Source organism: Bradyrhizobium oropedii (assembly GCF_020889685.1).
GTDB lineage: Bacteria > Pseudomonadota > Alphaproteobacteria > Rhizobiales > Xanthobacteraceae > Bradyrhizobium > Bradyrhizobium oropedii.
Genome location: NZ_JACMYO010000015.1, coordinates 1 through 26,898 on the forward strand (window position 1 = coordinate 1; position 26,898 = coordinate 26,898).

Below are 26,898 nucleotides of genomic sequence, written 5' to 3' on the forward strand. Positions count from 1 at the left end.
GGCTTGCGCTCGATCTCGCGAAGGGCAAGGCCGCCGATCGCGTCAGCGCGCGCGCGACGCTCGATCTCGACACGCCGCAGCTCAAGGGCAGCACAGTGATCTCGGCGACGCCGCAGGTCGCCGCGATCCGCGCGCTGGATTTCGACACCCTTCGCCGCAACGACGTGACAGCCGAGGCAAAGCTCTCGGCCGGCGAGGGCAACGCGTTGCTGGCGCTGCTCGGGCTTGACCGCGTGGTCGCGGCCGGTCCCGGCCCGACGCAGTTCGAGGGTACCGTGACCGGCGCATGGCACGCGCCGCTGCGGCTGAAGGCGAGGCTGTGGGGCGCGGGGCTCGACGCGGACGCGGAAGGCGCCGCCGAGCCTTGGACCCCTTCGACCAAGGACGGCGCCAGCGAGAGCAAATCGAGCGTCAGTCTTCGTGTCCGCAGCGCCGACATCAGTCCGCTGCTCAATCTCAAATCATCCGATCCGGCCGCAAATATCCGCCTGTCATCGAAGTTGACGCTGGTCGGTGACAGGCTGACCTTCGACGATCTCGACAGCATCGTCGCCGGGTCGCGGCTGCGCGGCCGTCTCGCGGTGACGCTTGCCGATCAGAAGAGCATCGAGGGCGAAGTCGGCCTCGATCAGATCACGCTGGCACCGATTTTCGCGGCTGCGATCGGCGCGGTTGGTCGTGATGCGTCGGAGCCGCTCGGCCAGGGGCTGACAAGCGCCTGGCGCGGCAAGGTCACGTTCGAAGCGCTGCACGGTCTGCTGCCGGGTGGTGCCGAGCTGCAGCCGGTCAACGGCACCATCAGGTCTGACGGGCAGTCGCTGACCTTCGACGGCATCAAGGGCAAGATCGGCGGCGGCGAGGCGAGGGCCTCGATCGATGCGCGACAGGGCGTCAATGGACTTGCGCTCAACGCCAATGTGCAGCTGTCTGATGTCGACGGTTCAGCCTTGCGCTATCGCAGTCTCGCGATGCCCAAGGCGCGGACCTCGATGCAGATGACGTTGTTGACGCAGGGCCGCAGCGCCTCGGCGCTGATCGGCGCGTTGTCCGGCAGCGGCGTCGTGACGCTGGAGGGGCTGAACCTTCCAGGCCTCGATCCGCGTGCGTTCGACGTTGCGATCCGCGCCAGCGACTCCGGGCAGGCGACCGACGACATCAGGCTGAAGCAGATCGTCGAGCCGGCGCTCGCCGCCGGCGGGCTGTCGATCGCTTCGGCGCAAATACCCTTCAACATCCGAGACGGCCGCATCCGGGTCGGTGCCACCACGCTCGCGGCGAACGGAGCCAACGCGATCGTGTCCGGCGGCTACGACATTCCGGCCGACCAGGCCGACATCCGCGCCGCACTGGCGTCGACGCAGGTGGGCACCGCCAGCAGCCGCCCGGAAATCCAGCTGCTTGCCATCGGCACGCCCGACGGGCTGTCCCGCAGCATCGACATTGCGGCGTTGTCGTCTTGGCTTGCAGTGCGCGCGATCGACCGGGAGACCAAGCGGCTCGATGCGATCGAGCGCGGTGAACCGCCGCCGCCAACCCCGGCGGCCCTTCCGCCTCCTGCCGCGCCGGCGCCTGATGCGTCCAACTCAAATTCGGCGGGGGTACCTTCCGCCAACTTGCCGGTGCCCGGTCCCGATCCGCGCCGCGTGCCGGCGAAGCCGAAGGTCGTGGCACCACGGCCGCCGATCGTCCCGCCGGTTGCCACTGCGCCGGCCGTCGTGCCGCCTGCGCCGATTGCGAGCCAGCCGCAGGTCGCGCCGCTGCCGCCGCCGATCGAGGTCAAGCCGGTGCCCGGCGCGGCCAGGTCGCGGCCGCTGCGACCACCACTGTCGCTGACGCCGCAGGTCGCCAATCCGCCGCCGCGGCCGGCGGTGCAGAACTAAAAGCGTTTTCAAGCGAAGTGGGTACCGGTTCGCGTCAAGAAAACGCGTCAAAGCAAGAATCTGGAGATCTGGTCCGATTCAATCGGACCAGATCTCCAGAATTCAGCTCAGGATTAGTGCTGGAGAATATTGATCAGCCGGCCGAAGGGATCGCGGACGAAGAAGCGCCGCACACCCCACGGCTCGTCCGCCGGACCGTATTCGATCGCGATGCGGGCTGCCTTCATCCGGCGCAGCGCTTCGTCGAGGTCGTCGACCTCGATCGAGAGATCGGGCACCGGCGTACCGGATCCGCCTTCGGTTGCGAAGCTGATTTGAGCTTGCATCGTTTCGGATGAGCCGTAAGTCGCAACCCAACCGAAATCCATCAGCGGCGCGAGGCCGAGGATATCCTGATAGAACGACTTCGCTGCCGCCATGTTTGATGCGGCAACGTTCGCGACGATGCGATTGACCTTCATGCTGAAGACCGCGCGGCGGAACGACCGTCTTTTGAAGCGACGGTCGGAGAGGGCCGTCAGGCCTGCTGGCGCGTGTCGACCTGTTGCGGCCGGACATCCGTCGGCACGGCCGGCGTCGCGCGCGACCGGAAGTAGTCGAGCACGAACAACCGAATCGCGGAGGACAAATTGCCCTGCTGACGGTTGTTGTCGATCTCGCCGACCAATTCCGACAGCGTCATGTTCCGCAGACCGGAAATCTCTTTCATGCCGTTCCAGAAGGCTTCTTCCAGGCTGACACTGGTCTTGTGTCCGGCGACGACGATCGAACGCTTAACGACGGGAGACTTCATGATGCGTCTCCACTTTCGATACGATGCTGATCGAGTTGACGAGCGTTGCGCTCGCCGAGAAATTCGTCGCGCGCCCGTTCGGATTTGGTGCGACCGAATAGCGCACGATTGGCTTCGGCCTGCTTCGCTGCTTGTTCGCGCTCACCGCGCTTCTTGAATCGTTTCAAGTTGACCACGTCGCCCATGCTCGTCGTCCTCATCGTCCCCAGAGCAGAATTGGTGATGCATCGTGACGAAAGCAAGAGCGATTGCGCTGCGCGCCCGGCTCGATATCCATCCCGAATCCCCATCTGATGCTCGTGATAGCATCAAAGAATCCGTTTCGCTCTGCGAAAACTAGACGTCTGTACCATGCGCCAACGCAGAGCTGATAGGTAACTCGCCTTAGTCTTTAGGAGTTATGATCCATAATTATATCACGCGCGGTGACCGTAATTATCCGGACATTGCGCGTCGCTCGATCAGCCGGGGTGTGTCATTTTGTCCGGCTGCACGAGGCGGTCAAATTCATCCGCTGACACAAATCCAAGCCGCAAAGCCTCTTCCTTCAACGTCGTTCCGTGCGCGTGCGCCGACTTGGCGACCTTGGCGGCGTTGTCGTAACCGATCTTCGGCGCGAGCGCGGTCACCAGCATCAGTGAGCGCTGCATCAGTTCGTTGATGCGCTTTTCGTCGGCGCGTATGCCGACAACGCAATGCTCGGTAAATGAGCGGACAACGTCAGACAGCAACTGAATGGAATTTATCATACAATATGCCAATACGGGCTTGTACACGTTCAGCTCGAAATGGCCCTGGCTGCCGGCGACGGTGATCGTGGTCTGATTGCCGAACACCTGGCAGCAGACCATGGTCATGGCTTCGCACTGGGTCGGGTTGACCTTGCCCGGCATGATCGACGAGCCCGGCTCGTTCTCCGGCAGGATCAATTCGCCGAGACCCGAGCGCGGGCCGGATCCGAGGAAGCGAATGTCGTTGGCGATCTTGAACAGGCCGGTCGCCACCGAATTGATCGCGCCGTGCACCAGCACATAGGCGTCGTTGGAAGCCAGCGCCTCGAACTTGTTTGCCGCGCTGGTGAACGGCAATTTGGTGAGCTCTGCAACGTGCCTGGCGAAGGCGCTCGCGAATTCCGGCTTCGAGTTGAGGCCGGTGCCGATAGCGGTGCCGCCCTGCGCGAGCGGAAACAGCTCCTTCACCGCAATTTGCAGCCGCGCGATGCCGCTCTCGACCTGCGCCGCGTAGCCGGAGAATTCCTGGCCGAGCGTCAGCGGTGTCGCGTCCTGCGTATGCGTGCGTCCGATCTTCACGATCTTGGCAAACGCCTCCTGCTTCTGGTGCAGCGCCTGATGCAACTCGGTGAGGGAGGGGATCAGGTCGGCGATGATGCGGCCCGCTGCCGCAATATGCATCGCGGTCGGAAACGAGTCGTTCGACGACTGGCTCATGTTGACATGATCGTTCGGATGGATCGGCTGCTTGGCGCCGAGCTCGCCGCCGAGCATCTGGTTGGCGCGATTGGCGATCACCTCGTTCACGTTCATGTTGGTCTGCGTGCCGGAGCCGGTCTGCCAGACCACGAGCGGAAAATGATCGTCGAGCTTGCCTTCGATCACTTCCCTGGCGGCGCTGACGATGGCGTCGGCGCGGCGTGCATCGAGCTGGCCGAGTTCGCGATTGGTCTCTGCTGCCGCGAGCTTGACGACGCCGAGTGCGTGGATGATCGCGATCGGCATCCGGTCGTGGCCGATCTTGAAATTCTGTCGCGAGCGTTCGGTCTGCGCGCCCCAGTAGCGATCGGCGGGGACGTCGATCGGACCGAAGCTGTCGGTCTCGCTGCGGGTAGCGGCGTTGGATGGTGTCGTCGATTGAGCCATGGATGCTCTCCGTTGCGTCGTCAGAACGTGAACCGGCATGGCGTCGGACTCTCCGGCGCGACAACGCGAAAGCGTCCGCGCAAGAAGCACGTTCATGCAGAAGATAGTCCGGGATGACGATCTGTCATCCCGAACCTCTCAAGCATCCTACAAGGTCGCGGAGTGATCTGTGTTAGATTACTTCTTGCGGAAGCGGTCGAGCCGGACGACCTCGGCACCTTCGCTGGGCTTGGCAGGCTCCTGCTCGGTCTCGGCCGTCTCGGTCTCCACCGCGGCGCGGGCGGCCGGTGCGGGAAGCGGAGAGGCCGGCGCGGTGGCGGGAGGAGCATCCTCGGACAGCGCGTCCGAGACGTCGAACCGCAGATCAAACGGCGCCGACGGGTCGAGGAAGCGCGTCACCGCGGCGAACGGCACATTCAGCCGCTCGGGAATCCCGCCGAACGACAGGCCGACCTCGAACCGGTCCTCGGTCACCACCAGGTCCCAGAACTGGTGCTGCAGGATGATGGTCATCTCTTCCGGATACTGCGCGAGCAGTCGTGGTGACAGCTTCACGCCGTCGCCGTGCGACAGGAAGGTGATGTAGAAATGGTGCTCACCCGGCAAGCCATGTTCGGCGGCGTCGGACAACACCCGGCGCAGCACCCCGCGCAGCGCATCGCGCGCCAGCACGTCATATCGGATGTGATCGGTCGCCATGGTGATCCTGTCGCTTCGAAAAATGGCCGGCACGGCGTCGTCGGACCCGTCCGACTCGCCCTTTTGGCCATGCTACCCCGCCGGGAGCCGGAAATCAGCAGGGCTGGTAGCGGATAATGCGGGCGGACGCCCGATCGGAAATAAAGTGGAGGCTTCTGTTGCCAGGTGCCTCCGAACCCCGCCTAACGGAGCTTAACCCGTTAGGACTTTAAGATGGTCTTTCAAACTGCGTTACGCAGCCTGAGCAACCGGAGCAAAGTTGTCGTTGGCAACTATTGCATTAGCCCGATAACGGCGGAACCATACCGAGAAAAAACACGCCCTTTACGCCCTCGTCGATCCTATTTCGCCCCCGCCGAAAGCCACCGCGAAGGATGGGTTCTGGTGGAGGCGCCGGGTACCGCCCCCGGGTCCGAATGGTTTATTGCGACGGCCATTTATTTCCATAGCCGGCGAACCGGCACCCCCAATATAGCGGCAACGCCGTAGAAAAACAGAGCCGATTCAGGCCCTTTCAGTTGTGAAAACACACCAATTTGGCTTGGCCGGCGTCCTGACGCCGTTCTAGATTTTGCCCATGCCCCCGGAATCCCCGCCGGTTGCCGCCCCGGCGCCGGATGCCTCCGCACCGTCGCCGCCCCATCAGCCGGGCCTGCTCGAGCTGTTCCTGGCCTTTGCCAAGATGTCGCTGGCCGGCTTTGGCGGGGTCCTGGTCTGGGCCCGGCGGTCGATCGTCGAGCAGCACCGCTGGATGACGGCCGAGGAGTTCAACGAGACCTTCGCGCTGTGCCATTTCCTGCCAGGTCCGAACATCGTCAACCTGTCGGTCGTGTTCGGTTCGCGCTTTCGCGGCGTCGCGGGTGGGCTGGCGGCCTTCGCCGGGCTGGTCGGGCCGCCGATGGTGATCGCGACTGTCCTTGCCGCGCTCTATGCCCGCTACGGCGATATCGACGTCCTGCGCCGGACCCTCGCAGGGGTGGCCTGCGCCGCGGTCGGGCTGCTGTTCGCCGTCGTCTTCAAGATGATGATGCCGCTCCTGAAGCGGCGTGATGTCACAGGCCTCGTCATTCTGGCCGCGGTCTTCGTCGCGATCGGACTGATCCGGTGGCCGCTCCAGATCGTGCTGCTGGTGGCAATCCCGCTCAGCCTTGCGGTCACGATCCTGACGCGCCGCATGGTGAAGGCATGAGCTCGGACTCCAACCCGGTCGCGGCGCTGGTCTGGACCTTCGGCCTGATGTCGCTGTTTGCGGTCGGCGGCGCCAATTCGGCGATCCCCGAAATGCACCGCGCCGCGGTCGACGTGCATCACTGGCTGACCGACAAGCAGTTCGCCGACGTGTTCGCGATCTCGCAGCTCTCGCCGGGGCCGAACGTGCTGATCGTGACGCTGATAGGCTATTCTGTCGCAGGCGTCGCCGGGGCGCTGGCCGCGACGGTTGCGATGTGCGGACCGACCGCGCTGCTTGCTTATTATGTAAGCCGCTTCCTCGATCGCTCGCGCGACGCGCGCTGGCCGGCGATCATTCAAGCCGCATTGGTTCCGCTGTCGATCGGTCTGATGGCCGCCTCCGGGCTGATCGTGGCGCAGACATCAGACCAAAGTTGGATCGCGGTGCTGATCACCATTGTCGCAGCCGCGCTTGCTTTTGCGACGCGGATCAATCCCTTGTGGGTGTTGCTTGCCGGAGGTCTCTTGGGTTTTGCTGGCGTTGTCTGACGAAAATCGCTAGCAAGGCTTTCGGTCAACGCACCACAAAGCCAAGCCATTCAATCAAAGCGGGCGGGACAGCCCTGACGGGGGAAGCGAAGTCATGAGCGACACGCCGAGCGAGGCGCCGGTCAAATCGATCTTGCCGGAATGGGTACGCGGTCCGCAGGACTTCATCGGCGGGCTCGCCATGGTGGCGGTCGCGCTGTTTGCCTTGTGGGCCTCGAGCGATCTGCAAGGCATGCACGGATTTTCGTTCGGCGCCGGAACCGCGCCGCGCATGTTTGCCGTGCTGCTGCTGTTGCTCGGCGCTGCCGTTGCGCTGATGGGCGTTCTCAAGGACGGCCCGAATATCGCGGCCTATTCCTGGCGCGGCCCGTTGTTCGTGTCCGCGGCCATCGTGTTCTTCGCAGTCGGGATCCGGCCGTTCGGCCTCGTCGTCTCCGCCTTTGCGGCCTTCCTGATCGCCGCACTCGGCTCGCATGAGACCAAATGGATCGAAGCCATCATTGTCGGTGCCTGCCTGACGCTCGGCTGCGCGCTGCTGTTTCCTTATGTGCTGGGACTTCCGATGCCGATGTTCCCGCGTTTCCTGATCCAGTGAGGGCGTGATGGAACTGTTTGCCAATCTCGCCCACGGTTTCGCGGTCGCGTTCTCGCCGATCAACCTTCTGATGTGCCTGATCGGTGCGCTGGTCGGCACGCTGGTCGGCGTGCTGCCCGGCATCGGCACCATTGCCACCGTCGCGATGCTGCTGCCGATCACCTTCGGTTTGCCGCCGGTCGGTGCGCTGATCATGCTCGCCGGCATCTATTACGGTGCGCAATATGGCGGGTCGACCACCTCGATCCTGGTCAATATTCCGGGTGAGGCGACCTCCGTGGTCACCGCGCTCGACGGCCATCAGATGGCCAAGCAGGGCCGCGCCGGCCCGGCGCTGGCGATCGCCGCGATCGGCTCGTTCTTTGCCGGCTGCGTCGCAACCGTGCTGATCGCCGTGCTCGGCGCGCCGCTGACCAAGCTCGCTCTGGCGTTCGGCCCGGCCGAATATTTCTCGCTGATGGTGCTCGGCCTGATCTTCGCGGTGGTGCTGGCCAAGGGCTCGGTGCTGAAGGCGGTCGCGATGATCGTGTTCGGCCTGTTGTTGTCGATGGTCGGCTCCGACATCGAGACCGGTGCCTCGCGCATGGCCTTCAACATCCCCGAGCTTGCCGACGGTCTTGGCTTCGCCACCGTGGCGATGGGCGTGTTCGGCTTCGCGGAGATCATTCGCAACCTCGACCACGGCGCGGAGATGGACCGCAATCTGGTGCAGCAGAAGATCACCGGCCTGATGCCGACCAGGAAGGATCTGGTGGATTCCACGCCTGCGATCCTGCGCGGCACCGTGCTCGGCTCGATCCTCGGCATTCTGCCGGGCGGCGGCGCCGTGATCGCCTCGTTCGCGGCCTATACGCTGGAGAAGAAGCTGGCGAAAGATCCGTCGCGGTTCGGCCGCGGCGCGATCGAGGGCGTCGCGTCGCCGGAAAGCGCCAACAACGCCGCGGCGCAGACCTCGTTCATCCCGCTGCTCACGCTCGGCATCCCGCCGAATGCGGTGATGGCGCTGATGGTCGGCGCGATGACCATTCATGGCATCGTGCCGGGTCCGCAGGTGATGCAGAAGCAGCCCGATTTGGTCTGGGGCATGATCGCCTCGATGTGGATCGGCAATCTGATGCTGATCATCATCAACCTGCCGCTGGTCGGCATCTGGGTTCGTCTGTTGCGCGTGCCGTACCGGCTGATGTTCCCCTCGATCGTGGTGTTCTGCGCGATCGGCATCTACTCGGTGAACAACGCGCCGGTCGACGTCGTTCTCGCAGGCGCGTTCGGCCTGGTCGGCTACTGGCTCATCAAGCACGATTTCGAGCCGGCACCGCTGCTGCTCGGCATGGTGCTGGGTCCGCTGATGGAGGAGAACCTGCGTCGCGCACTGCTGATCTCGCGCGGTGACTGGAGCGTGTTCCTCTCGCGGCCGCTGTCGGCGGTGCTGCTGGCGATCGCGGCGGGTCTGCTGGTGCTCGCCGTGCTGCCGGCGTTGCGTGCGAAGCGCGACGAGGTGTTCGTCGAGTCCGAGGGCTGAGTTCTCTCCAGGTCCTGCGTCGGCGCGCCGCAGGCGGAAGTCGAATCGACACTCGATGTCGTCTCGTGAAATGAAAATGCCGGCCGATTTGGCCGGCATTTTTATTGGTCAAACGTTCCCGGGAGGAATCGAGATGATGTCCATTCGCTCGCTTGCGGGCGCATGCCTGTCGGCATTTGCCGCGCTGAGCGCATTCGCCGCGCCGGCGTCTGCGCAAAACTATCCGACGCGCACCATCACCATGATCGTGCCGTTCGCAGCCGGCGGTCCGACCGACGTCATCTCGCGCATCGTCACCGCCCACATGGCGCAAACGCTTGGACAAAGCATCGTCATCGAGAACGTGGTCGGCGCCGGCGGCACCACCGCGACGACGCGCGCCGCACGCGCCGCCAATGACGGCTACACGCTGATTACCGGACACATGGGCACGCACGCGGCGTCCGTGCCGCTCTACCCGAAGCTTGCGTATCATCCGGAAAAGGATTTCGAGCCGGTTGCGCTGCTCGCGGGTACGCCGATCCTGATCCTTGCCCGCAAGGATTTCCCGCCGAAGGATCTGAAGGAATTCGTCGCCTACGTGAAGGCCAATGCCGAGAAGGTCAACGCCGCGCATGCCGGCATCGGCTCAGTCTCGCACGCGTCCTGCGAGCTGTTGAACTCGATCCTCGACGTCAAGCCGGTCGGCGTGCCGTTCAACGGTACCGGCCCGGCGATGAACGCGCTGGTCGCCGGCCAGGTCGATTACATGTGCGACCAGATCGTCAACGCGGTGCCGCAGATCAACGCCGGCACCATCAAGGCCTATGCGGTCGCGACCCCCGAGCGCAATCCGTCGCTCCCCAATGTCCCGACCACGACGGAGGCCGGCCTGCCGGCGTTCCAGGCTCAGGCCTGGAATGCGGTGTTCGCGCCGAAGGGAACTTCGCCCGCCATCATCGCGACGCTGAATGCTGCGGCGATCAAGGCGCTCGACGACGAGAACGTCCGCAAGCGCCTGCTCGAGCTCGGCAGCGTAATCCCGGCGCCCGCCAACCGCACGCCGGAGGCGCTCGCGACCCTCGTCAAGAACGAGATCGCGAAATGGACGCCGGTGCTGAAGCCGGCGAGTTAAGCCAGCGTGATCAAGTGGATAGGCGAGGGGCGGGACGCGAGTTCCGCCCCTTGCCGTTTGGCGCAGGAGTGTTCATTTTTCAGGGTATAATCGGTGCGTTCAGCCGAATCGGCGTGTCGACTAGCGGTCTTGGCCGCTACATTCGCCGCTCCCTCGGAAGCCCGAAACAGACGCCAAGAATCAGTCATGAACCAGTATCACGACCTGCTCGAACGCATCCTCGCCGACGGCGCGGAGAAGCACGATCGCACCGGCACCGGCACGCTGTCGATCTTCGGCCATCAGATGCGCTTCAACCTCTCGGCCGGCTTCCCAATGCTGACCACCAAGCGGCTGCCGCTGAAGGCGATCGTCCACGAGCTGCTCTGGTTCCTGGCCGGGGACACCAACATCAAATATCTCAACGACAACGGCGTCACGATCTGGGACGAGTGGGCCGACGCCAACGGCGATCTCGGTCCGGTCTACGGCTCGCAATGGCGCTCCTGGCCGGCGCCCGATGGCCGCAGCATCGACCAGATCACGAACGTGATCGAGATGATCAAGCGCAACCCGGACTCGCGGCGGCTGATCGTCAGCGCCTGGAATCCGGCCGAAGTCGACAAGATGGCGCTGCCGCCGTGCCACTGCCTGTTCCAATTCTATGTCGCGAACGGCAAATTGTCCTGTCAGCTCTATCAGCGCTCAGGTGACGTCTTCCTCGGTGTGCCCTTCAATATCGCCTCCTACGCGCTCTTGACCATGATGGTGGCGCAGGTGACCGGGCTGAAGCCCGGCGATTTCGTGCACTCGCTCGGCGACGCGCATCTCTACTCGAACCATCTCGAGCAGGCGCGCCTGCAGTTGACGCGCCCGACGCGGCCGCTGCCGACGATGGCGATCAACCCTGATGTGAAGGACATCTTCGCGTTCCGTTACGAAGACTTCAAACTCGAAGGTTACGACCCGCATCCGCACATCAAGGCCGAAGTCGCAGTCTGATGTCGCTGACGATCCGCCGCGCGCGGCCCGATGAGGCCGGACTGGTGTTCTCGCTGGTCCGCGAGCTCGCCGAATACGAAAAGCTCCTGCACGAGGTCCACGCCAGCGAGGCCGATATCGCCGAGGCGCTGTTCGGCGCCAACCCGCGGCTCTTTTGCGACATCGCGGAATGGAACGGCGAGCCCGCCGGCTTCGCGGTCTGGTTCGTCAACTTCTCGACCTTCGCCGGCCGCCACGGCATCTATCTCGAGGATCTCTTCGTGCGCCCGGCGCTGCGCGGCAAGGGCATCGGCAAGGCGCTGCTGGTGCATCTGGCGAAGCAATGCCTCGCCAATGGCTGGTCGCGGCTGCAATGGGCGGTGCTCGACTGGAACGCGCCGTCGATTGCATTCTACAAATCGCTCGGCGCCGAGATGATGGACGAATGGACGATCTGCCGCGTCTCCGGCGAGGCGCTGTCGGCGCTTGCGGACGGGGCTCGCTGATGGAGATCGTACTCGTCGTCGCGGTCGCCGAGAACGGTGTGATCGGAAATGCCAACGCAATTCCATGGCGGCTGAAGACCGATCAGCAGCGCTTCAAGGCGCTCACCCTGAACCGGCCCGTCGTGATGGGACGCAAGACGTTCGAATCCCTGCGCAGGCCGCTGCCGGGTCGCACCAACATCGTGGTGACGCGCGATGCGAACTACCGCGCGCGTGGTGCGATCGTCACGACGTCGTTCGAAAACGCCCGCGCAATTGCGCTTGGTGACGCGCTGCGGCGTTTCGCCACTGAAATTGCCGTCATCGGTGGCGCGGAAATCTATGCGCAATGGATGGGCACGGCCGATCGCCTGGAGATCACCGAGGTTCACGCCCGGCCGGACGGCGATACACGGTTCGACAAAATCGACGCCAAGGAGTGGGACGAGGTCGCGCGCGTGCGGAATCCGGCTGGTCCGGACGACAACGCCGACTTCTCCTATGTGACATATCGTCGGCGCGGCCGGGGTTAACCAATGTTTGCATTGACAATTTTGCCCCGGCGCATAGCTCGTCCGGCCAGGAAGCTTGCGTTGTAAGGGCCCTGACGGTCCCCTATAACCGGGCCGGACATTCGAGGCCGGGCGTCCCGTCCGGACTTGCCGAGGAGATGTTTGATGCCGTGGAAAAATCAGGGCGGGGGGCCATGGGGCTCGGGTCCGAAAGGGCCGTGGGGCACAGGTCCGCAGTCGGCCGGGCCAAGGCCGCCGGATCTTGAGGATCTGCTGCGGCGCGGCCAGGACCGGCTGCAGCAGTGGCTGCCCGGCGGCCATTTCAGCAGCATGGGCATCGTGCTGGTGCTGGTCGCAGCGCTCGCGATCTGGTTTGCGACCGGAATCTTCCGTGTCCAGTCCGAAGAGCTCGGCGTCGTGCTGCGCTTCGGCAAATATGACCGCGATGCCCAGCCGGGCCTGCGCTATCACCTGCCGTATCCGATCGAAACGGTGCTGCTGCCGAAGGCGCTGCGCGTCAACACGATCTCGATCGGCATGACCCTGATCGACGATCCCGCACGGCGCGGCCGCACCATGCGCGACGTGCCGGAAGAGAGCCTGATGCTGACCGGCGACGAGAACATCGTCGACGTCGACTTCACCGTGTTGTGGCGCATCAAGCCCGGCGGGGCCGGCGCCTACCTGTTCAACATCCAGAATCCCGAAGGCACCGTGAAGGCGGTCGCCGAAAGCGCGATGCGTGAGGTGATCGGCCGCTCGCAGATCCAGCCGATCCTGACCGGGGCGCGCAACGTCACCGAGCAGAACGTCCAGGAGCTGATGCAGAAGACGCTCGACAACTACAGCGCGGGCATCCAGATCACCCAGGTGCAGATGCAGAAGGTCGATCCGCCGGCGCAGGTGATCGACGCATTCCGCGACGTGCAGGCGGCGCGCTCCGACCTCGAGCGCAAGCAGAACGAGGCGCAGACCTACGCCAACCGGATCGTGCCGGAAGCGCGTGGTCGGTCCGCGCAGATCCTGCAGGCCGCCGAGGGCTACAAGGAGCAGGCGGTCGCCGAGGCCAAGGGCCAGAGCGCACGCTTCCTGAAAGTCTATGATGAATACAAGAAGGCACCCGAAGTGACGCGCGAGCGCATCTATCTCGAGACCATGGAACGCGTGCTCGGTAGCTCCGAGAAGCTGGTCTATGACGGCGGCCAGGGCCAGAACGTCGTGCCCTATCTTCCGCTCGGCGAACTGACGCCGCGGCGTCCGGCAGCAGCGCCGGCCACGACCGGCCAGCAGCAGGGAGCCACCCGATGAGGTCCCCTGTCACCGGCATTGTGTCCCTGGTTCTCCTCTTCATCGTTCTCGCCGTCGGCTACAGCTCGGTGTTCACCGTGCAGCAGACCGAGCAGACGATCGTCTTGCGGTTCGGCGAGCCGGTCGATGTCGTCACCGATCCCGGCCTGCACTTCAAGGCGCCGTGGAATTCGGTGATCAACGTCGACAAGCGCATCCTCGATCTCGAAAACCCGTCGCAGGAGGTGATCGCCTCCGACCAGAAGCGGCTGGTGGTCGACGCCTTCGCGCGCTATCGCATCAAGAATGCGCTGCGCTACTACACCAGCGTCGGCTCTATCCAGGCCGCCAACCTGCAGCTGACCACGCTGCTCAACGCGGCGCTGCGCCGCGTGCTCGGCGAGGTCACCTTCATCACGGTGGTGCGTGACGAGCGCGAGAAGCTGATGGCACGGATTCGCGAGCAGCTCGACAAGGAGGCCGACGGCTACGGCATCGAAGTCGTCGACGTCCGGATCCGCCGCGCCGACCTGCCGGAGCAGAACAGCCAGGCGGTGTACGACCGGATGAAGTCCGAGCGTCAGCGCGAAGCGGCCGAGTTCCGTGCCCAGGGCGACCAGAAGGCGCAGGAGATCCGCTCCAAGGCCGACCGCGAAGCAACGGTGATTGTCGCCGAGGCGAACTCGACCGCGGAGCAAACCCGCGGTGCTGGTGATGCCGAGCGCAACCGCCTGTTCGCCGAGGCCTATGGCAAGGACAAGGACTTCTTCGCGTTCTATCGCTCGATGACGGCCTATGAGAATAGTCTGCGCTCCGGCGACACACGTTTCCTGTTGCGGCCGGACTCGGAATTCTTCAGATACTTCGGCAATGCGAACGGCAAGGCGCCTGAGGCGGCCGCCGCGCCGAAACAGTAACGTCAAGACCTGAACATCACGACTTGAACATCACGACCTGGCGGCGATGCGGATCACGCGTCGCCGCCACTCAACAACAATAAGCATCGAGCGGGAGGCTGCCATCCGATGAAGTCCATAGCGTTCGGCGACTTCCTCATCGGGTTGGGAATCCTGTTCGTGCTCGAAGGTATCCTGTTTGCGGCAAGCCCCGCCTGGATGCGCCGGGCGATGAAGAGCGCGCTGGCCACGCCCGATAACATCCTGCGCATTGTCGGCATCGGTTCGGCGGTTGCGGGACTGATCCTGATCTGGCTGGTGCGGCGCTGATCATTGCCTGTTCCACCGCGCAGATCGCGCCAGAATGAACATAATCGTGAGCCTCTCGCAGCCGGTTTTTCGCCGAAATGCCGGGGTGAGATGCTTGCGCCATATGCCCGTTCGGGCGCACTCTGTGATCACGGGCGCATACTGCGACCAGCTAATTTGAACCCGTTTGCCTGGAGAAACTCCGACATGATCGCTGCCAGACCAGCCCTGAGCCGTCGCCTCCGCATGATGGGAGCTGCGATCTCGATCGGTGCTGCGAGCATGCTGAGCTCCGTGCCGGCGTTCGCACGCGGCCCCGAGGGTATCGCCGACATCGCCGAGAAGGTGATCGACGCCGTCGTCAACATCTCGACGTCGCAGACGATCGAGGCCAAGGACCGGACGATGCCGCAATTGCCGCCCGGCTCGCCGTTTGAGGAGTTCTTCGACGACTTCTTCAAGAACCGCCGCGGGCCGCCCGGCAAGGGCGGCGACAAGAGTGGCGAGTTCCAGCCGCGCAAGACCAACTCGCTCGGCTCGGGCTTCATCGTCGATACCGCAGGTATCGTCGTCACCAACAACCACGTCATCGCCGACGCCGACGAGATCAACGTCATCCTCAACGACGGCACCAAGATCAAGGCCGAGCTGGTCGGCGTCGACAAGAAGACCGACCTCGCGGTCCTCAAGTTCAAGCCGCCGAAGCCGCTCACCGCGGTCAAGTTCGGCGACAGCGACAAGATCCGCCTCGGCGACTGGGTGGTCGCGATCGGCAACCCGTTCAGCCTCGGCGGCACGGTGACCGCAGGCATCGTCTCGGCCAAGAACCGCGACATCAGCCAGGGCCCGTATGACAGCTACATCCAGACCGACGCCGCCATCAACCGCGGCAATTCCGGCGGTCCGCTGTTCAACCTCGATGGCGAGGTGATCGGCGTCAACACGCTGATCATCTCCCCGACCGGCGGCTCGATCGGCCTCGGTTTCGCCGTGCCGTCGAAGACGGTGGCCGGCGTCGTCGACCAGCTGCAGAAGTTCGGCGAGCTGCGCCGCGGCTGGCTCGGCGTTCGCATCCAGCAGGTCACCGACGAGATCGCCGACAGCCTCAACATCAAGCCGGCGCGCGGCGCGCTGGTTGCCGGCGTCGACGACAAGGGCCCGGCCAGGCCGGCCGGCATCGAGCCCGGCGACGTCGTCGTCAAGTTCGACGGCAAGGACGTCAAGGACCCGAAGGATCTGTCGCGCGTCGTCGCCGATACTGCGGTCGGCAAGGAAGTCGACGTCGTCATCATCCGCAAGGGCAATGAGGAGACCCGCAAGGTCACGCTCGGCCGGCTCGAGGACAACGAGAAGGTCCAGCAGGCCAACGCCAAGCCGAAGGACGACGCCGCCGAGAAGCCGGTGACCCAGAAGGCGCTCGGTCTCGACCTTGCGGCGCTGAGCAAGGATCTGCGCACCAAGTACAAGATCAAGGACAGCGTGAAGGGTGTCATTGTCACCGGCGTCGACAACGCCTCCGATGCCGCCGAGAAGCGGCTGTCGGCCGGCGACGTCATCGTCGAGGTGGCGCAAGAGGCGGTGTCCAGCGCCGCCGACATCAAGAAGCGCGTCGATCAGCTGAAGAAGGACGGCAAGAAGTCCGTGCTGCTGCTGGTCTCCAATGGCGACGGCGAACTCCGCTTCGTCGCGCTCGGCGTGCAGTAGAATGTCGTCCCGGCGAAAGCCGGGACCCATACGCCGTGGCCGTTCTTGTTGAGGAACTGGGCGACGGCTTTTCTAGGTAATTGGCATCGGTGGTTATGGGTCCCGGCTTTCGCCGGGACGACGGCAAGGTTCACCCCGCCACGAACTCGTCCCGGCGATAGCCCTGCGCATACAGCAGCGCAGTGAGGTCGCCGTGGTCGATCCGCACCGCCGCGGCGGCCGCGACCGCCGGCTTGGCGTGATAGGCGACGCCGAGGCCTGCGGCCTGGATCATGCCGAGATCGTTGGCGCCGTCACCCACCACCAGCGTGTCGATGTCGTCGAGGTCGAAGGATTCGGTCAGCTCGATCAGGGTGGCGAGCTTGGTGGCGCGGCCGAGGATCGGCTCGACCACTTCGCCGGTCAGCTTGCCGTCCGCGACCTGCAACTGATTGGCGCGGTTCTCCTGGAAGCCGACCTTCGCCGCGACCACCTTGGTGAACAAGGTGAAGCCGCCCGAGATCAGGCAGGTATAGGCGCCCTGCGCGCGCATGGTCATGACCAGCTCGCGCCCGCCCGGTGTCAGCGTGATGCGCTTGTCGAGCACCTCGTCGACGACGCCGACCGGCAGGCCCTTCAGCAACGCCACGCGCTCGCGCAGCGCCGACTCGAACTCGATCTCGCCGCGCATCGCGCGCTCGGTGATGGCGGCAACATGGGCCTTCAGCCCGGCGAAATCGGCGAGCTCGTCGATGCATTCCTGTCCGATCATGGTGGAATCCATGTCGGCCAGAAAAAGCTTCTTGCGCCTGATGATCCGAGGCTGCACGACAATGTCGATCGGCAGGTCGCCGCGGGCCTGGCGCAGGCGTTCCTCGATCGCCTTGATGTCGTCCTTGCCGGTGTTCTGGCTCTCGAAGGGAATATCGACGGCGACTTCGTTGAACAGCCACTGCGCCGGGCCGGGTGAGGGCAGCACGGCCCGCGCGCCCTCGACGATGGTGGAGTCGAGCGCGGGGCTTGCAGGATTGCAGATCAGCGTGGCAACGAGGGACATGCAGGCGCATTCGGGATTGTTGGACAAGGCAGTGCTTATCGCAGGGCCGACCGCCAGCGGCAAGTCGGCGCTGGCGCTCGCGCTCGCGCAGCGCACCGGCGGGATCGTGATCAACACCGACTCCATGCAGGTCTATCGCGATCTGCGGATCATCACGGCGCGGCCGACTGCCGGCGAGGAGGCGCTGGTTCCGCATCGGCTGTACGGCCATGTCGACGCCGCCGTGAATTTCTCGGCCGGCGCCTGGGTGGCGGATGCGGCCAATGTGCTGGGCGAGGCGCGTGCGCAGGGCCGGCTGCCGATCTTCATCGGTGGCTCCGGCCTGTATTTCAAGGCGCTGACGCGCGGCCTGTCGGCGGTGCCGCCGATCCCCCCCGATGTGCGCGACGGCGTGCGCGCAAGGCTGGAGCAGCACGGCGTTGAGGCGCTGCATGCCGAGCTCGTGCAGCGCGATCCGGTGTCGGCAGAACGGCTGAAGCCGCGCGACCGCACCCGCATCGCGCGGGCGCTCGAGGTCGTCGAGGCCACCGGTCGCCCGCTGCCGGACTGGCATCGCGATGGCCTGCCGCCGTTGCTGCCACCGGGCCAATTCCATGCGCTGTTTCTCGCGCCGGAGCGCGAGCAGCTTTATGCGCGGATCGACGCGCGGTTCGGCGCGATGCTCGATGCCGGCGCGCGCGACGAGGTCGCTGCATTGGCGGCGCGCGGGCTCGACCCACTGCTGCCGGCGATGAAGGCCCATGGCGTGCCGGCGCTGATCCGGCACCTCAAGGGAGAGATCAGCCGGGAGGAAGCCGCCGAAATCGGCCGGGCCGACACCCGCCATTATGCCAAGCGCCAGTTTACCTGGTTTCGCCACCAGCTCCCGGAATTCGAATGGGTGGCCCCGGAGGCTGGCAGGGAGTGGCTGGAGAGCCGGATCCCGTAGACCGGATGGAGCGAAGCGCACCGATGCCGCCGCGCGCCCGTCAGCCATGCGTGTTCGCCAGCGCAAAAGCACTCGCCGAACGGGCGGAACCCCGTTAGAGTACGTAAATCGCGAAAGTGCTTGCCTTGCCTTGACATTCAGGCTTTGGCCGCTATGTTCGCGCAACCTTTGGGAAGACTGGGTCGTCTCGTGCGCAACATTATTACCAAACTCCTTATCGCCGTCGTACCCAGGCACACCGCCGGGGATGGCTAGCGGCCATCCAAATTCGGGCGGTGTGCATGGGGCCTCTGGGGCCCCTTTTTATTGCCCGAAGCAGAACTGACGAGAACTGACAAAAGCCGCGCAAAAACAAGCGCATCCGGAGCGAACCATGACCGACAAGAGCCACGATCCCAATCAGATGACCGGCGCCGCGATGATCGTGCGCGCGCTCATCGATCACGGCGTGCAGCATGTCTTCGGCTATCCCGGCGGTGCGGTGCTTCCGATCTACGACGAGATTTTCCAGCAGAGCGAGGTCGAGCATATCCTGGTCCGCCACGAGCAGGGCGCCGGCCACGCCGCCGAAGGCTATGCGCGCTCGACCGGCAAGCCCGGCGTGGTGCTGGTGACGTCGGGCCCCGGCGCCACCAACATGGTGACGCCGCTGACCGACGCGCTGATGGATTCGATCCCGCTGGTCTGCATCACCGGCCAGGTGCCGACCCATCTGATCGGCAACGACGCCTTCCAGGAATGCGACACCGTCGGCATCACGCGGCCCGCCACCAAGCACAACTGGCTGGTGCGCGACGTCAACGACCTCGCCAGGGTGCTGCACGAGGCCTTCTATGTCGCCACCACCGGCCGGCCGGGTCCGGTCGTGGTCGACGTGCCGAAGGACGTGCAGTTCGCCACCGGCACCTATCATCCGCAGCGCAAGTCCGACGTGCACGTCTCCTACACGCCGCGCGTGAAGGGCGACGCGACCCAGATCCGCAAGGCGGTGGCGTTGCTCGCCAATGCCAAGCGTCCGGTGATCTATTCCGGCGGCGGCGTGATCAATTCCGGTCCCGAGGCCTCGCAGCTGCTGCGCCAGCTGGTGGAAGCAACCGGCTTTCCGATCACCTCGACCCTGATGGGTCTGGGCGCCTATCCCGCGTCGGGGCCGAACTGGCTCGGCATGCTGGGGATGCACGGCACCTACGAAGCCAACATGACCATGCATGATTGCGACGTCATGCTGTGCGTCGGCGCGCGCTTCGACGACCGCATCACCGGCCGCACCGACGCGTTCTCGCCGGGCTCGAAGAAGATCCACATCGACATCGATCCGTCCTCGATCAACAAGAACATCCGCGTCGACGTGCCGATCATCGGTGATTGCGGCAACGTGCTCGGCGACTTGCTGCAGGTGTTCAAGGCGGAAGCCAAGAAGCCGGACATCAAGGCGTGGTGGCAGCAGATCGCGCAATGGCGCGCGCGCAACTCGCTGTCCTACCGCAAGAACAACGATGTCATCCTGCCGCAATACGCGATCCAGCGCCTGTTCGAGCTGACCCGAGGCAAGGACACCTACATCACGACCGAAGTCGGTCAGCACCAGATGTGGGCGGCGCAGTTCTTCGGCTTCGAGGAGCCACACCGCTGGATGACCTCGGGCGCCTCGGCACCATGGGCTACGGCCTGCCGGCCGCGGTCGGCGTGCAGGTGGCGCATCCGGACAGCCTGGTGATCGACATCGCCGGCGACGCCTCGGTGCAGATGACGATCCAGGAGATGTCGACGGCGGTCCAGTTCGAGCTGCCGATCAAGATCTTCATCCTGAACAACCAGTACATGGGCATGGTGCGGCAGTGGCAGCAGCTGCTGCACGGCAACCGGCTGTCGCATTCGTACTCGGAAGCGCTGCCGGACTTCGTCAAGCTCGCCGACGCCTATGGCTGCGTCGGCCTGCAGGCGCACAAGCCCGCCGATCTCGACGGCGCGATCAAGGAGATGATCTCGATCAAGCGCCCGGTGCTGTTCGACTGCCGCGTCGCCGCGCTGGAGAACTGCTTCCCGATGATCCCGTCGGGCAAGGCGCATAACGAGATGCTGCTGCCGGAAGAAGCGACCGATGAGGCCACCGCGAAGGCCTTCTCCGGCGGCAAGGCGCTGGTGTGATGATGTTCGATCGTGGCGCACTCTCTCTTCACCTCGCCCCGCTTGCGGGGAGAGGTCGGATTGCGCGCGAGCGCAATCCGGGTGAGGGGGAGTCTCCGCGAGTCCTTCTCTCACCGCTTTCTTGGAGGCAGCCCCTCACCCCAACCCTCTCAGAGCGAGCGAAGCTCGTCTCGGCCCCGCGAAGAGCGGGGCGAGGCGGTCTATCGCGTGCTCGGATGGAAGGCGGCTCTCATGTTTGATCTCAACGAGCTCGAGCGCGCGCACAGGATCGTCGGCACCGCGGTGCCGGCGACGCCGGCGTATGCCTGGCCGTTGCTGGCCGAGCGGCTCGGTACCGAGGTCGTGGTCAAGCATGAGAACCACACGCCGACCGGCGCCTTCAAGGTGCGCGGCGGCCTGGTCTATCTCGAGCGGCTGAAGCGCGAGCGGCCTGATGTGCCCGGCATCATCTCGGCGACGCGCGGCAATCACGGCCAGAGCCTGGCCTTCGCCGCGGGCCGTCATGGCGTGCCGGCGACGATCTATGTTCCCCGCGGCAACTCGGTCGAGAAGAACCGCGCCATGCGTGCGTTCGGCGCCGAGCTCGTCGAGCACGGCGAGGACTTCCAGGCCGCGCGGGAGGAGGCCGGGCGCCGCGCCCAGTTCGCCGGCCTGCACATGGTGCCGTCGTTCCATCCGGACCTGGTGCTGGGTGTTGCGACCTATGCGCTCGAACTGTTTCGGTCAGCGCCCGATCTCGACATCCTCTATGTGCCGATCGGGCAGGGCTCCGGCATCTCCGGCTGCATCATGGCGCGCGATCTGCTCGGCCTGAAGACCGAGATCGTCGGCGTGCAGTCGACCGAGGCGCCGTCCTACGCGCTGTCGTTTGCGGCCGGAAAGATCGTGACCACCGAGACCAGCAACACGCTCGCCGACGGCATGGCGACGCGGATTCCGGACGCGGATGCGCTCGCCCTGATCCGCAAGGGCGCCTCGCGCATCGTGCAGGTCACCGACGACGAGGTCGCCCAGGCGATCCGCGCCTACTGGACCGATACCCATAATCTCGCCGAGGGCGCGGGCGCTGCGGCGCTCGCGGCCGCGCTGCAGGAAAAGAGCAAGCTCGCCGGCAAGCGGGTCGGCCTGATCTTGAGCGGCGGCAATATCGATTTCGATCTGTTCCGGACCTGGATCGGGACGGATGCTGCGCCGGCCGCCCAGCGGGCGGTGGCGTGACAAGAATGTAAGGGGACGACCATGAACCAGCCCGCATCCGCCTACTTCCTCGAAGAGCGTCACGATCCGAACGAGACGCATACGCTGTCTGTCCTCGTGCAGAACGAGCCCGGCGTGCTCGCGCGCGTGATCGGCCTGTTCTCCGGCCGTGGCTACAACATCGACAGTCTCACCGTCTCGGAGACCGAGAACCAGAAACATCTCTCGCGGATCACGATCGTCACCACGGGCACGCCGATGGTGATCCAGCAGATCAAGCATCAGCTCGACCGCATGATCCCGGTCTACCGCGTCGTCGACATGACGCTGACCGGCAGCTCGATCGAGCGCGAGCTTGCGATGGTCAAGGTGAGGGGTGGTGGCGATCACCGCGTCGAGGCGCTGCGGCTGGCGGATGCGTTCCGCGCCCGGGTGATCGACGCCACGACCGAGAGCTTCGTGTTCGAGATCACGGGCAACTCGTCCAAGATCAGTCAGTTCATCGACCTGATGCGCCCGCTGGGCCTGGTCGAGGTGTCACGAACCGGGGTGGCCGCGATCACGCGTGGGCCGGAAGGGATGTGAGTCATGTTGGCGCGCGACTGGTATTACACGCAACGGCGGCAGGTCGGTCTCGATACCGCGGTTGCCTCGATCTATGACGTCAGCGAGGACAGCGATGTCCGGGCCCGTCAGGCGCTGACCATGCTCGGCGTCAAGCCGGGCTGGCGCATCGCCGACATCGGCTGCGGCAACGGTGTGCTGGCGACCGAGGCGGCGCTGATAGGCGCCGAGGTCGACGCCATCGACATCTCGCCGGCGATGATCGGGCTTGCCGAGATCTATGCGCGCGACCGCAAGGCGAAGATCCGGACCCAGCCGGCCGGCCTATTGTCCTTCGCCTATCAGCCGAACTCCTACGATCTGATCGTCAGCGAATTCACGCTGCATCATCTGCCGGACTTCTGGAAGGCCGTGGCGCTGTCGCGGATCTTCAACGCGCTGAAGCCGGGCGCGAACTTCTATCTGCGCGACATGGTGTTCGTCAGCATGCCCGACGGCGTCGACCGTGATGTCGAGGGTTGGGCCGATTTCTCGATCAAGAATCACGATTTCGAACGCGAGAGCGTGATGACCCATATGCGCGACGAATACTCGACCTTCGGCTGGGTGATGGAGCGCATGCTGACCGAGACCGGCTTCACGCTGGTCGCGGCCGACTACCACGCACCGCTGCACGGCACCTATCTGCTGCGCAAACCTAAGCCGGATGAACAGATCTAGATCCCGACCGTCGTAACGGAAGCAAAAGAAGAACAACAATGAAGCCGGCCGATGTTGGCATCGCCGTCATGGTCGCGGTGATCTGGGGGCTTGCGTTCGTCGCAAGCCGGATCGCGCTCAATGAGTTCTCGCCGGAGCTGATGACGACGCTGCGCTTCGCCATCGCCGCGCTGCCGTGCCTGTTCCTGCGCAAGCCCGACGTCTCCTGGCCGCTGCTGATCGGGATCAGCTCAACGCTGTTCCTCGGCCAGTTCCTGGCGCAGGCCTTTGCGATCGCGCACGGCGTCCCGGTCGGGCTTTCGAGCGTCATCGTGCAGAGCCAGGCGCTGTTCACCATCGCCTTCGCCGCCGTGATCTTCGGGGAGATGCCGACGCGGACCCAGGCGATCGGGATCGCGATCGCCGCGCTCGGCCTGCTGATGATCTGCGGGACAGTCGGTTACGACTTCAGCGTCGCCGCGTTTGCAATCATCATGATCTGTCCGATCAGCTTTGCGATCGGCAATCTGCTGCTGCGGCGGGCACAGGACGTACCGATGTTCGACCTGTTCGCCTGGCTGTGCCTGTCTGCCGCGGTACCGCTCGCGCTGCTGACCTTGATCAGCAACGGGCCGCAGCCGACCTGGCAGGCGCTGAGCCACATGTCGCTGACCGGGCTCGTCTGTGTGCTCTGCCTCGGCGGCATCTCCACCAGCATCGCCTACTGGCTGTGGGGCCGGCTGCTCAGGGATTATCCGGCGGCACAGGTGGTGCCGTTCGCGCTACTGGTGCCGTTCGTCGGCTCCGCCGCCTCCAGCATCGTGTTCGGCGAGACATTCGGGCCGCTGCGGCTGACCGGCATGGTCACGGTCATCGCCGGCATCGCCGTGATGCTGCTGTCGAAGCGTCCAAAAGCTCTGCCGAAAGTCGCGTGAGGGCACGATGTCGAATTCGCTGCTGTTTGCCTTTGTCGTATTCGCCGTCGTGATGTTCTTCACGCCCGGCCCCAACAACATCATGCTGCTGTCGTCGGGGCTGACCTACGGCTTCCGCCGCACGGTGCCCCACATCGCCGGCATCACGATCGGCTTCGCCTTCATGGTCGGCGCGGTCGGCGTCGGCCTCGGCGCCGTCTTCATCGCCTATCCGGTGCTGCAGACGATCCTGAAATATGGCGGCGTCGCCTACCTGATCTACCTCGCCGCCGTCATCGCCATGGCCGAGCCGCCCTCGGCGGACAAGGACGACAAGCCCGGCCGCGGCCCGATGACCTTCTGGGGCGCGGCCATGTTCCAGTGGATCAACGCCAAAGGCTGGGTGATGGTGATCGGCACCATCACGGCCTATGCGGCGATTGCCGCCTTTCCCTGGAACATCGCGATTCAGGTCGGCCTGAGCCTGGTGCTGGGAACGGTGTCCTGCATCGTCTGGGCGCTGTTCGGCACCGCCCTGCGGCCGATCCTGACCTCGCCCCGGGCGATCCGTGTCTTCAACGTCGTCATGGCCATCCTGCTGCTGGCCTCGCTCTACCCGGTCTTCATGGACGCATGATGCCGCACCGCGCCATGCGAGATGAGGGTTTCCCCTGAGGGTGAAAATGCTCTAGACAACGCCGGAAATTCGCGGGCGCCCGGCGGTTCTGACCTTCCGAAAGCCTGATTCATCGGCCGATTTTGGCCCCCTTCAAACGAGGAAACCACGATGCGAGTTTACTACGATCGCGATGCCGACCTGAACCTGATCAAGGGCAAAAAGGTCGCCATCGTCGGCTACGGCAGCCAGGGCCACGCCCACGCGCTCAACCTGAAGGATTCGGGCGTCAAGGAAGTGGCGATCGCGCTGCGCAAGGGTTCGGCCTCGGCCAAGAAGGCCGAGAACGCCGGCTTCAAGGTGATGGAAGTCGCCGAAGCCGCCAAGTGGGCCGACCTCGTCATGATGCTGACCCCGGACGAGCTGCAGGGCGACATCTATCGCGAGCACCTGCACGACAACATGAAGAAGGGCGCGGCGCTCGTGTTCGCCCACGGCCTCAACGTGCACTTCAACCTGCTCGATCCGCGCGCCGACCTCGACGTGCTGATGATCGCGCCGAAGGGCCCCGGCCACACCGTGCGCTCGGAATATCAGCGCGGCGGCGGCGTGCCCTGCCTGATCGCGATCGCCAAGGATTCGTCGGGCAATGCGCACGACCTCGGCCTCAGCTACGCCTCGGCGATCGGCGGCGGCCGCGCCGGCATCATCGAGACCACCTTCAAGGAAGAGTGCGAGACCGACCTGTTCGGCGAGCAGGTGGTGCTCTGCGGCGGCCTGGTCGAGCTGATCAAGGGTGGCTACGAGACCCTGGTCGAGGCCGGCTACGCGCCCGAGATGGCCTATTTCGAGTGCCTGCACGAAGTGAAGCTGATCGTCGACCTGATCTATGAAGGCGGCATCGCCAACATGAACTACTCGATCTCCAACACCGCCGAATACGGCGAGTACGTCACCGGTCCGCGCATCGTCACGGCCGAGACCAAGGCGGAGATGAAGCGCGTGCTCGCCGACATCCAGGGCGGCAAGTTCGCCCGCGACTGGATGCTGGAGAACAAGGTCAACCAGACCTCGTTCAAGGCAACCCGCGCCAAGCTCGCCCAGCATCCGATCGAGGAAGTCGGCGCCAAGCTGCGCGACATGATGCCCTGGATCAAGAAGGGCGCGCTGGTCGACAAGAGCAAGAACTAAGGCTGAATTTGCAGGGCGAGCGCGTGTCGCTTGCCCTGCACACCAAAAGCAAAAAGGGTGGGCGCGTTGCCCACCCTTTTTCTTTGTCGCGAAACGCGAGCGGCGGCTAGCCGGCTGCCATCGGCTGCTTCTCGATCCTGTTGTGCAGCTGCCAGAACCGCACCGTGCGCTGCGCGGTCTCCAGCGACAGCCGCCGGTAATCGCGGTGCGCGATCTCGAGCGTCGCATGGTCGATGGTATGCGGCAGCGGCCGTTTGCGCAGGATGGTTTCGACCGTCGGCCAGTTGAGCCGGGCCGAGCGGCACGGGATCAGGAGCAGGTCGGAACGGAGGCCGAGCATCAGGCGTTCGATCATCGCGATCGGCATGTCGTTGAGAACGGCGAGCGCGACCGTGACCTCGTCGAATTTGCCGTCCTCGGCGAATTTGTAGACGGCCGCATCGTCGAGCTCGTTGAGCTGCTTCATCAGCTTGACCAGCTCTTCGGCGATACCGTAGTTGCGGCGCGGGGCGGCTGCCTCTTCCTGCGCGATGTCGTTCAGCACCTGGCTGATCTCCTCGCGCGCCCGGGGCGATGCGATCGCGAGCAGGCGGGCGCGCACGGTTTCCTTGGCGCGTTGCAGCAGTTCGCGCAGCAGCTTGGCCGGAATGTCGATGCGCAACCCGAGGATCTCGACCAGCTCGTCGTCACCTTCGGCGCGGGCGACGATGATCGAGTAGCCGTTGTCGGAGAACTGCGCGCCGGCGTTCTTGGCGAGGCGCCGGATCACCTTGTCCTCGCCGCGATCGATGATCACGTCGGTGACCGAGGCGGGCAGGTTTTCCCGCGCCGAGATCGCGAACAGATGATCCTGGCCCTTGGTGCTGGCGATCTCGCGCAGCGCGGCGTTCGAGAGGCGGCTGGAGTGGGTCAGGACCTCGCCTGCGACGCCAATGTCGTCGTCCCAGGCGAGGTGCTGAATCACCTCAAACGGCGCATAGTCGAGCGGCGCGAGCCGCTTGCTGAGCTCGGCCCGCGCACGCGTCTCGACGCGCGCGACGAGCAGGCAGAGCACGTCGTCAAATACCTTGACCTGTTCGTCGTTGAGGCGGTCGCCGTCGTTCAGGAACAGATCGGTGACCTGCCGCAGCGTTTGCACGCGCTTGGCAGACGTCCCGTCCCGGACCGCATCCTCGAGTTCGGCAATAATCGATTGTGACGCCTGTTGCGGCATCGATGGGCAACCTTGTTTTTGTTGAATGACACCTGTCCGC

The 26,898-nt window shown here is 64.8% G+C and carries 26 protein-coding genes, 1 other RNA gene and 2 pseudogenes; 21 read left to right on the forward strand and 8 right to left on the reverse strand.

Annotated elements, in window-relative coordinates:
• A pseudogene (locus H8A95_RS06690) lies at positions 1 to 1,880 on the forward strand (AsmA-like C-terminal region-containing protein); the annotation flags it as partial.
• Between the two features lie 113 nt (positions 1,881 to 1,993).
• Here the strand turns inward: H8A95_RS06690 and H8A95_RS06695 are convergent.
• The 6 genes from H8A95_RS06695 to ssrA form a co-directional block, all read right to left on the reverse strand.
• Positions 1,994 to 2,341: a VOC family protein gene (locus H8A95_RS06695; RefSeq protein ID WP_229182446.1), complete on the reverse strand. Its 348-nt coding sequence runs from the start codon at positions 2,339 to 2,341 to the stop codon at positions 1,994 to 1,996.
• Between the two features lie 56 nt (positions 2,342 to 2,397).
• Positions 2,398 to 2,673, reverse strand: coding sequence for a ribbon-helix-helix domain-containing protein (locus H8A95_RS06700; protein ID WP_024580116.1), 276 nt, complete (start codon positions 2,671 to 2,673; stop codon positions 2,398 to 2,400).
• Positions 2,670 to 2,858, reverse strand: a complete 189-nt coding sequence (locus H8A95_RS06705; RefSeq protein WP_229182447.1) for a DUF4169 family protein — start codon at positions 2,856 to 2,858, stop codon at positions 2,670 to 2,672. The genes H8A95_RS06700 and H8A95_RS06705 overlap by 4 nt, the downstream gene beginning before the upstream one ends.
• Before the next feature lie 276 nt (positions 2,859 to 3,134).
• A complete protein-coding gene (fumC, locus tag H8A95_RS06710; protein WP_229182448.1) occupies positions 3,135 to 4,550 on the reverse strand; it encodes a class II fumarate hydratase in 1,416 nt (471 codons plus the stop codon).
• 177 nt (positions 4,551 to 4,727) lie between these two features.
• Positions 4,728 to 5,249, reverse strand: coding sequence for an SspB family protein (locus tag H8A95_RS06715; RefSeq protein WP_229182449.1), 522 nt, complete (start codon positions 5,247 to 5,249; stop codon positions 4,728 to 4,730).
• Between the two features lie 144 nt (positions 5,250 to 5,393).
• Positions 5,394 to 5,749, reverse strand: a transfer-messenger RNA (tmRNA) gene (gene ssrA, locus H8A95_RS06720).
• A 77-nt stretch (positions 5,750 to 5,826) separates the two neighbouring features.
• Here ssrA and H8A95_RS06725 point away from each other — a divergent pair.
• From H8A95_RS06725 to H8A95_RS06780, 12 genes are all read left to right on the forward strand, one after another.
• Entirely contained in the window at positions 5,827 to 6,438 is a 612-nt protein-coding gene (locus H8A95_RS06725; RefSeq protein WP_229182450.1) for a chromate transporter, read from the forward strand.
• The gene (locus H8A95_RS06730; protein WP_229182451.1) at positions 6,435 to 6,968 is read left to right on the forward strand and encodes a chromate transporter; all 534 of its coding nucleotides are present in this window, start codon (positions 6,435 to 6,437) and stop codon (positions 6,966 to 6,968) included. The genes H8A95_RS06725 and H8A95_RS06730 overlap by 4 nt, the downstream gene beginning before the upstream one ends.
• A gap of 94 nt (positions 6,969 to 7,062) precedes the next feature.
• Positions 7,063 to 7,563, forward strand: a complete 501-nt coding sequence (locus H8A95_RS06735; RefSeq protein WP_229182452.1) for a tripartite tricarboxylate transporter TctB family protein — start codon at positions 7,063 to 7,065, stop codon at positions 7,561 to 7,563.
• A gap of 7 nt (positions 7,564 to 7,570) precedes the next feature.
• On the forward strand, positions 7,571 to 9,085 hold the full coding sequence (locus H8A95_RS06740; RefSeq protein ID WP_229182453.1) for a tripartite tricarboxylate transporter permease: 1,515 nt from the start codon (positions 7,571 to 7,573) through the stop codon (positions 9,083 to 9,085).
• 133 nt (positions 9,086 to 9,218) lie between these two features.
• Positions 9,219 to 10,199: a tripartite tricarboxylate transporter substrate binding protein BugD gene (locus H8A95_RS06745; RefSeq protein ID WP_229182454.1), complete on the forward strand. Its 981-nt coding sequence runs from the start codon at positions 9,219 to 9,221 to the stop codon at positions 10,197 to 10,199.
• 186 nt (positions 10,200 to 10,385) lie between these two features.
• Complete coding sequence (locus H8A95_RS06750; protein ID WP_050401897.1) at positions 10,386 to 11,180, forward strand: thymidylate synthase; 795 nt, start codon at positions 10,386 to 10,388, stop codon at positions 11,178 to 11,180.
• Positions 11,180 to 11,665: a GNAT family N-acetyltransferase gene (locus H8A95_RS06755; RefSeq protein WP_229182455.1), complete on the forward strand. Its 486-nt coding sequence runs from the start codon at positions 11,180 to 11,182 to the stop codon at positions 11,663 to 11,665. The genes H8A95_RS06750 and H8A95_RS06755 overlap by 1 nt, the downstream gene beginning before the upstream one ends.
• Positions 11,665 to 12,177 carry a dihydrofolate reductase gene (locus H8A95_RS06760; protein ID WP_229182504.1) on the forward strand — a complete coding sequence of 171 codons (513 nt, stop codon included), beginning with the start codon at positions 11,665 to 11,667 and terminating at the stop codon, positions 12,175 to 12,177. The genes H8A95_RS06755 and H8A95_RS06760 overlap by 1 nt, the downstream gene beginning before the upstream one ends.
• A 144-nt stretch (positions 12,178 to 12,321) precedes the next feature.
• Entirely contained in the window at positions 12,322 to 13,464 is a 1,143-nt protein-coding gene (gene hflK / locus H8A95_RS06765; RefSeq protein ID WP_229182456.1) for an FtsH protease activity modulator HflK, read from the forward strand.
• Positions 13,461 to 14,360 carry a protease modulator HflC gene (hflC, locus tag H8A95_RS06770; RefSeq protein ID WP_229182457.1) on the forward strand — a complete coding sequence of 300 codons (900 nt, stop codon included), beginning with the start codon at positions 13,461 to 13,463 and terminating at the stop codon, positions 14,358 to 14,360. The genes hflK and hflC overlap by 4 nt, the downstream gene beginning before the upstream one ends.
• Before the next feature lie 108 nt (positions 14,361 to 14,468).
• The gene (locus tag H8A95_RS06775) at positions 14,469 to 14,669 is read left to right on the forward strand and encodes a DUF2065 domain-containing protein (RefSeq protein ID WP_092115850.1); all 201 of its coding nucleotides are present in this window, start codon (positions 14,469 to 14,471) and stop codon (positions 14,667 to 14,669) included.
• Positions 14,670 to 14,855: 186 nt separating this feature from the next.
• The gene (locus H8A95_RS06780) at positions 14,856 to 16,352 is read left to right on the forward strand and encodes a Do family serine endopeptidase (RefSeq protein WP_229182458.1); all 1,497 of its coding nucleotides are present in this window, start codon (positions 14,856 to 14,858) and stop codon (positions 16,350 to 16,352) included.
• Positions 16,353 to 16,482: 130 nt separating this feature from the next.
• On the opposite strand, the gene serB is transcribed toward H8A95_RS06780, so the two are convergent.
• Positions 16,483 to 17,388, reverse strand: a complete 906-nt coding sequence (gene serB / locus H8A95_RS06785) for a phosphoserine phosphatase SerB (protein ID WP_229182459.1) — start codon at positions 17,386 to 17,388, stop codon at positions 16,483 to 16,485.
• On the opposite strand from serB, the gene miaA reads away from it, so the two are divergent.
• The 8 genes and pseudogenes from miaA (at position 17,387) to ilvC (ending at position 25,645) form a co-directional block, all read left to right on the forward strand.
• A complete protein-coding gene (gene miaA / locus H8A95_RS06790; protein ID WP_229182505.1) occupies positions 17,387 to 18,316 on the forward strand; it encodes a tRNA (adenosine(37)-N6)-dimethylallyltransferase MiaA in 930 nt (309 codons plus the stop codon). The two genes, serB and miaA, sit on opposite strands and share 2 nt — an antisense overlap.
• A gap of 373 nt (positions 18,317 to 18,689) precedes the next feature.
• A pseudogene (locus H8A95_RS06795) lies at positions 18,690 to 20,464 on the forward strand (acetolactate synthase 3 large subunit).
• Between the two features lie 231 nt (positions 20,465 to 20,695).
• Positions 20,696 to 21,682, forward strand: coding sequence for a threonine dehydratase (locus tag H8A95_RS06800; protein WP_229182460.1), 987 nt, complete (start codon positions 20,696 to 20,698; stop codon positions 21,680 to 21,682).
• A gap of 21 nt (positions 21,683 to 21,703) precedes the next feature.
• Positions 21,704 to 22,246: an acetolactate synthase small subunit gene (gene ilvN, locus H8A95_RS06805; RefSeq protein WP_163155575.1), complete on the forward strand. Its 543-nt coding sequence runs from the start codon at positions 21,704 to 21,706 to the stop codon at positions 22,244 to 22,246.
• Positions 22,247 to 22,249: 3 nt separating this feature from the next.
• The gene (locus H8A95_RS06810) at positions 22,250 to 22,945 is read left to right on the forward strand and encodes a class I SAM-dependent methyltransferase (protein ID WP_229182461.1); all 696 of its coding nucleotides are present in this window, start codon (positions 22,250 to 22,252) and stop codon (positions 22,943 to 22,945) included.
• A 38-nt stretch (positions 22,946 to 22,983) separates the two neighbouring features.
• A complete protein-coding gene (locus tag H8A95_RS06815; protein WP_229182462.1) occupies positions 22,984 to 23,859 on the forward strand; it encodes an EamA family transporter in 876 nt (291 codons plus the stop codon).
• Positions 23,860 to 23,866: 7 nt separating this feature from the next.
• On the forward strand, positions 23,867 to 24,475 hold the full coding sequence (locus tag H8A95_RS06820; RefSeq protein WP_229182463.1) for a LysE family translocator: 609 nt from the start codon (positions 23,867 to 23,869) through the stop codon (positions 24,473 to 24,475).
• Between the two features lie 150 nt (positions 24,476 to 24,625).
• Positions 24,626 to 25,645: a ketol-acid reductoisomerase gene (gene ilvC, locus H8A95_RS06825; RefSeq protein ID WP_028342350.1), complete on the forward strand. Its 1,020-nt coding sequence runs from the start codon at positions 24,626 to 24,628 to the stop codon at positions 25,643 to 25,645.
• Between the two features lie 106 nt (positions 25,646 to 25,751).
• Here the strand turns inward: ilvC and H8A95_RS06830 are convergent, their stop codons facing one another.
• Positions 25,752 to 26,858, reverse strand: coding sequence for a DUF2336 domain-containing protein (locus H8A95_RS06830; RefSeq protein ID WP_229182464.1), 1,107 nt, complete (start codon positions 26,856 to 26,858; stop codon positions 25,752 to 25,754).
• Between the last annotated feature and the right edge of the window lie 40 nt (positions 26,859 to 26,898).

Bases quoted from the DNA above. Each gene is read 5' to 3' on its own strand.
- H8A95_RS06695 (WP_229182446.1), bottom strand. From the start codon at position 2,341: ATGAAGGTCAATCGCATCGTCGCGAACGTTGCCGCATCAAACATGGCG.
- H8A95_RS06700 (WP_024580116.1), bottom strand. From the start codon at position 2,673: ATGAAGTCTCCCGTCGTTAAGCGTTCGATCGTCGTCGCCGGACACAAG.
- H8A95_RS06705 (WP_229182447.1), bottom strand. From the start codon at position 2,858: ATGGGCGACGTGGTCAACTTGAAACGATTCAAGAAGCGCGGTGAGCGC.
- fumC (WP_229182448.1), bottom strand. From the start codon at position 4,550: ATGGCTCAATCGACGACACCATCCAACGCCGCTACCCGCAGCGAGACC.
- H8A95_RS06715 (WP_229182449.1), bottom strand. From the start codon at position 5,249: ATGGCGACCGATCACATCCGATATGACGTGCTGGCGCGCGATGCGCTG.
- H8A95_RS06725 (WP_229182450.1), top strand. From the start codon at position 5,827: ATGCCCCCGGAATCCCCGCCGGTTGCCGCCCCGGCGCCGGATGCCTCC.
- H8A95_RS06730 (WP_229182451.1), top strand. From the start codon at position 6,435: ATGAGCTCGGACTCCAACCCGGTCGCGGCGCTGGTCTGGACCTTCGGC.
- H8A95_RS06735 (WP_229182452.1), top strand. From the start codon at position 7,063: ATGAGCGACACGCCGAGCGAGGCGCCGGTCAAATCGATCTTGCCGGAA.
- H8A95_RS06740 (WP_229182453.1), top strand. From the start codon at position 7,571: ATGGAACTGTTTGCCAATCTCGCCCACGGTTTCGCGGTCGCGTTCTCG.
- H8A95_RS06745 (WP_229182454.1), top strand. From the start codon at position 9,219: ATGATGTCCATTCGCTCGCTTGCGGGCGCATGCCTGTCGGCATTTGCC.
- H8A95_RS06750 (WP_050401897.1), top strand. From the start codon at position 10,386: ATGAACCAGTATCACGACCTGCTCGAACGCATCCTCGCCGACGGCGCG.
- H8A95_RS06755 (WP_229182455.1), top strand. From the start codon at position 11,180: ATGTCGCTGACGATCCGCCGCGCGCGGCCCGATGAGGCCGGACTGGTG.
- H8A95_RS06760 (WP_229182504.1), top strand. From the start codon at position 11,665: ATGGAGATCGTACTCGTCGTCGCGGTCGCCGAGAACGGTGTGATCGGA.
- hflK (WP_229182456.1), top strand. From the start codon at position 12,322: ATGCCGTGGAAAAATCAGGGCGGGGGGCCATGGGGCTCGGGTCCGAAA.
- hflC (WP_229182457.1), top strand. From the start codon at position 13,461: ATGAGGTCCCCTGTCACCGGCATTGTGTCCCTGGTTCTCCTCTTCATC.
- H8A95_RS06775 (WP_092115850.1), top strand. From the start codon at position 14,469: ATGAAGTCCATAGCGTTCGGCGACTTCCTCATCGGGTTGGGAATCCTG.
- H8A95_RS06780 (WP_229182458.1), top strand. From the start codon at position 14,856: ATGATCGCTGCCAGACCAGCCCTGAGCCGTCGCCTCCGCATGATGGGA.
- miaA (WP_229182505.1), top strand. From the start codon at position 17,387: ATGCAGGCGCATTCGGGATTGTTGGACAAGGCAGTGCTTATCGCAGGG.
- serB (WP_229182459.1), bottom strand. From the start codon at position 17,388: ATGTCCCTCGTTGCCACGCTGATCTGCAATCCTGCAAGCCCCGCGCTC.
- H8A95_RS06800 (WP_229182460.1), top strand. From the start codon at position 20,696: ATGTTTGATCTCAACGAGCTCGAGCGCGCGCACAGGATCGTCGGCACC.
- ilvN (WP_163155575.1), top strand. From the start codon at position 21,704: ATGAACCAGCCCGCATCCGCCTACTTCCTCGAAGAGCGTCACGATCCG.
- H8A95_RS06810 (WP_229182461.1), top strand. From the start codon at position 22,250: ATGTTGGCGCGCGACTGGTATTACACGCAACGGCGGCAGGTCGGTCTC.
- H8A95_RS06815 (WP_229182462.1), top strand. From the start codon at position 22,984: ATGAAGCCGGCCGATGTTGGCATCGCCGTCATGGTCGCGGTGATCTGG.
- H8A95_RS06820 (WP_229182463.1), top strand. From the start codon at position 23,867: ATGTCGAATTCGCTGCTGTTTGCCTTTGTCGTATTCGCCGTCGTGATG.
- ilvC (WP_028342350.1), top strand. From the start codon at position 24,626: ATGCGAGTTTACTACGATCGCGATGCCGACCTGAACCTGATCAAGGGC.
- H8A95_RS06830 (WP_229182464.1), bottom strand. From the start codon at position 26,858: ATGCCGCAACAGGCGTCACAATCGATTATTGCCGAACTCGAGGATGCG.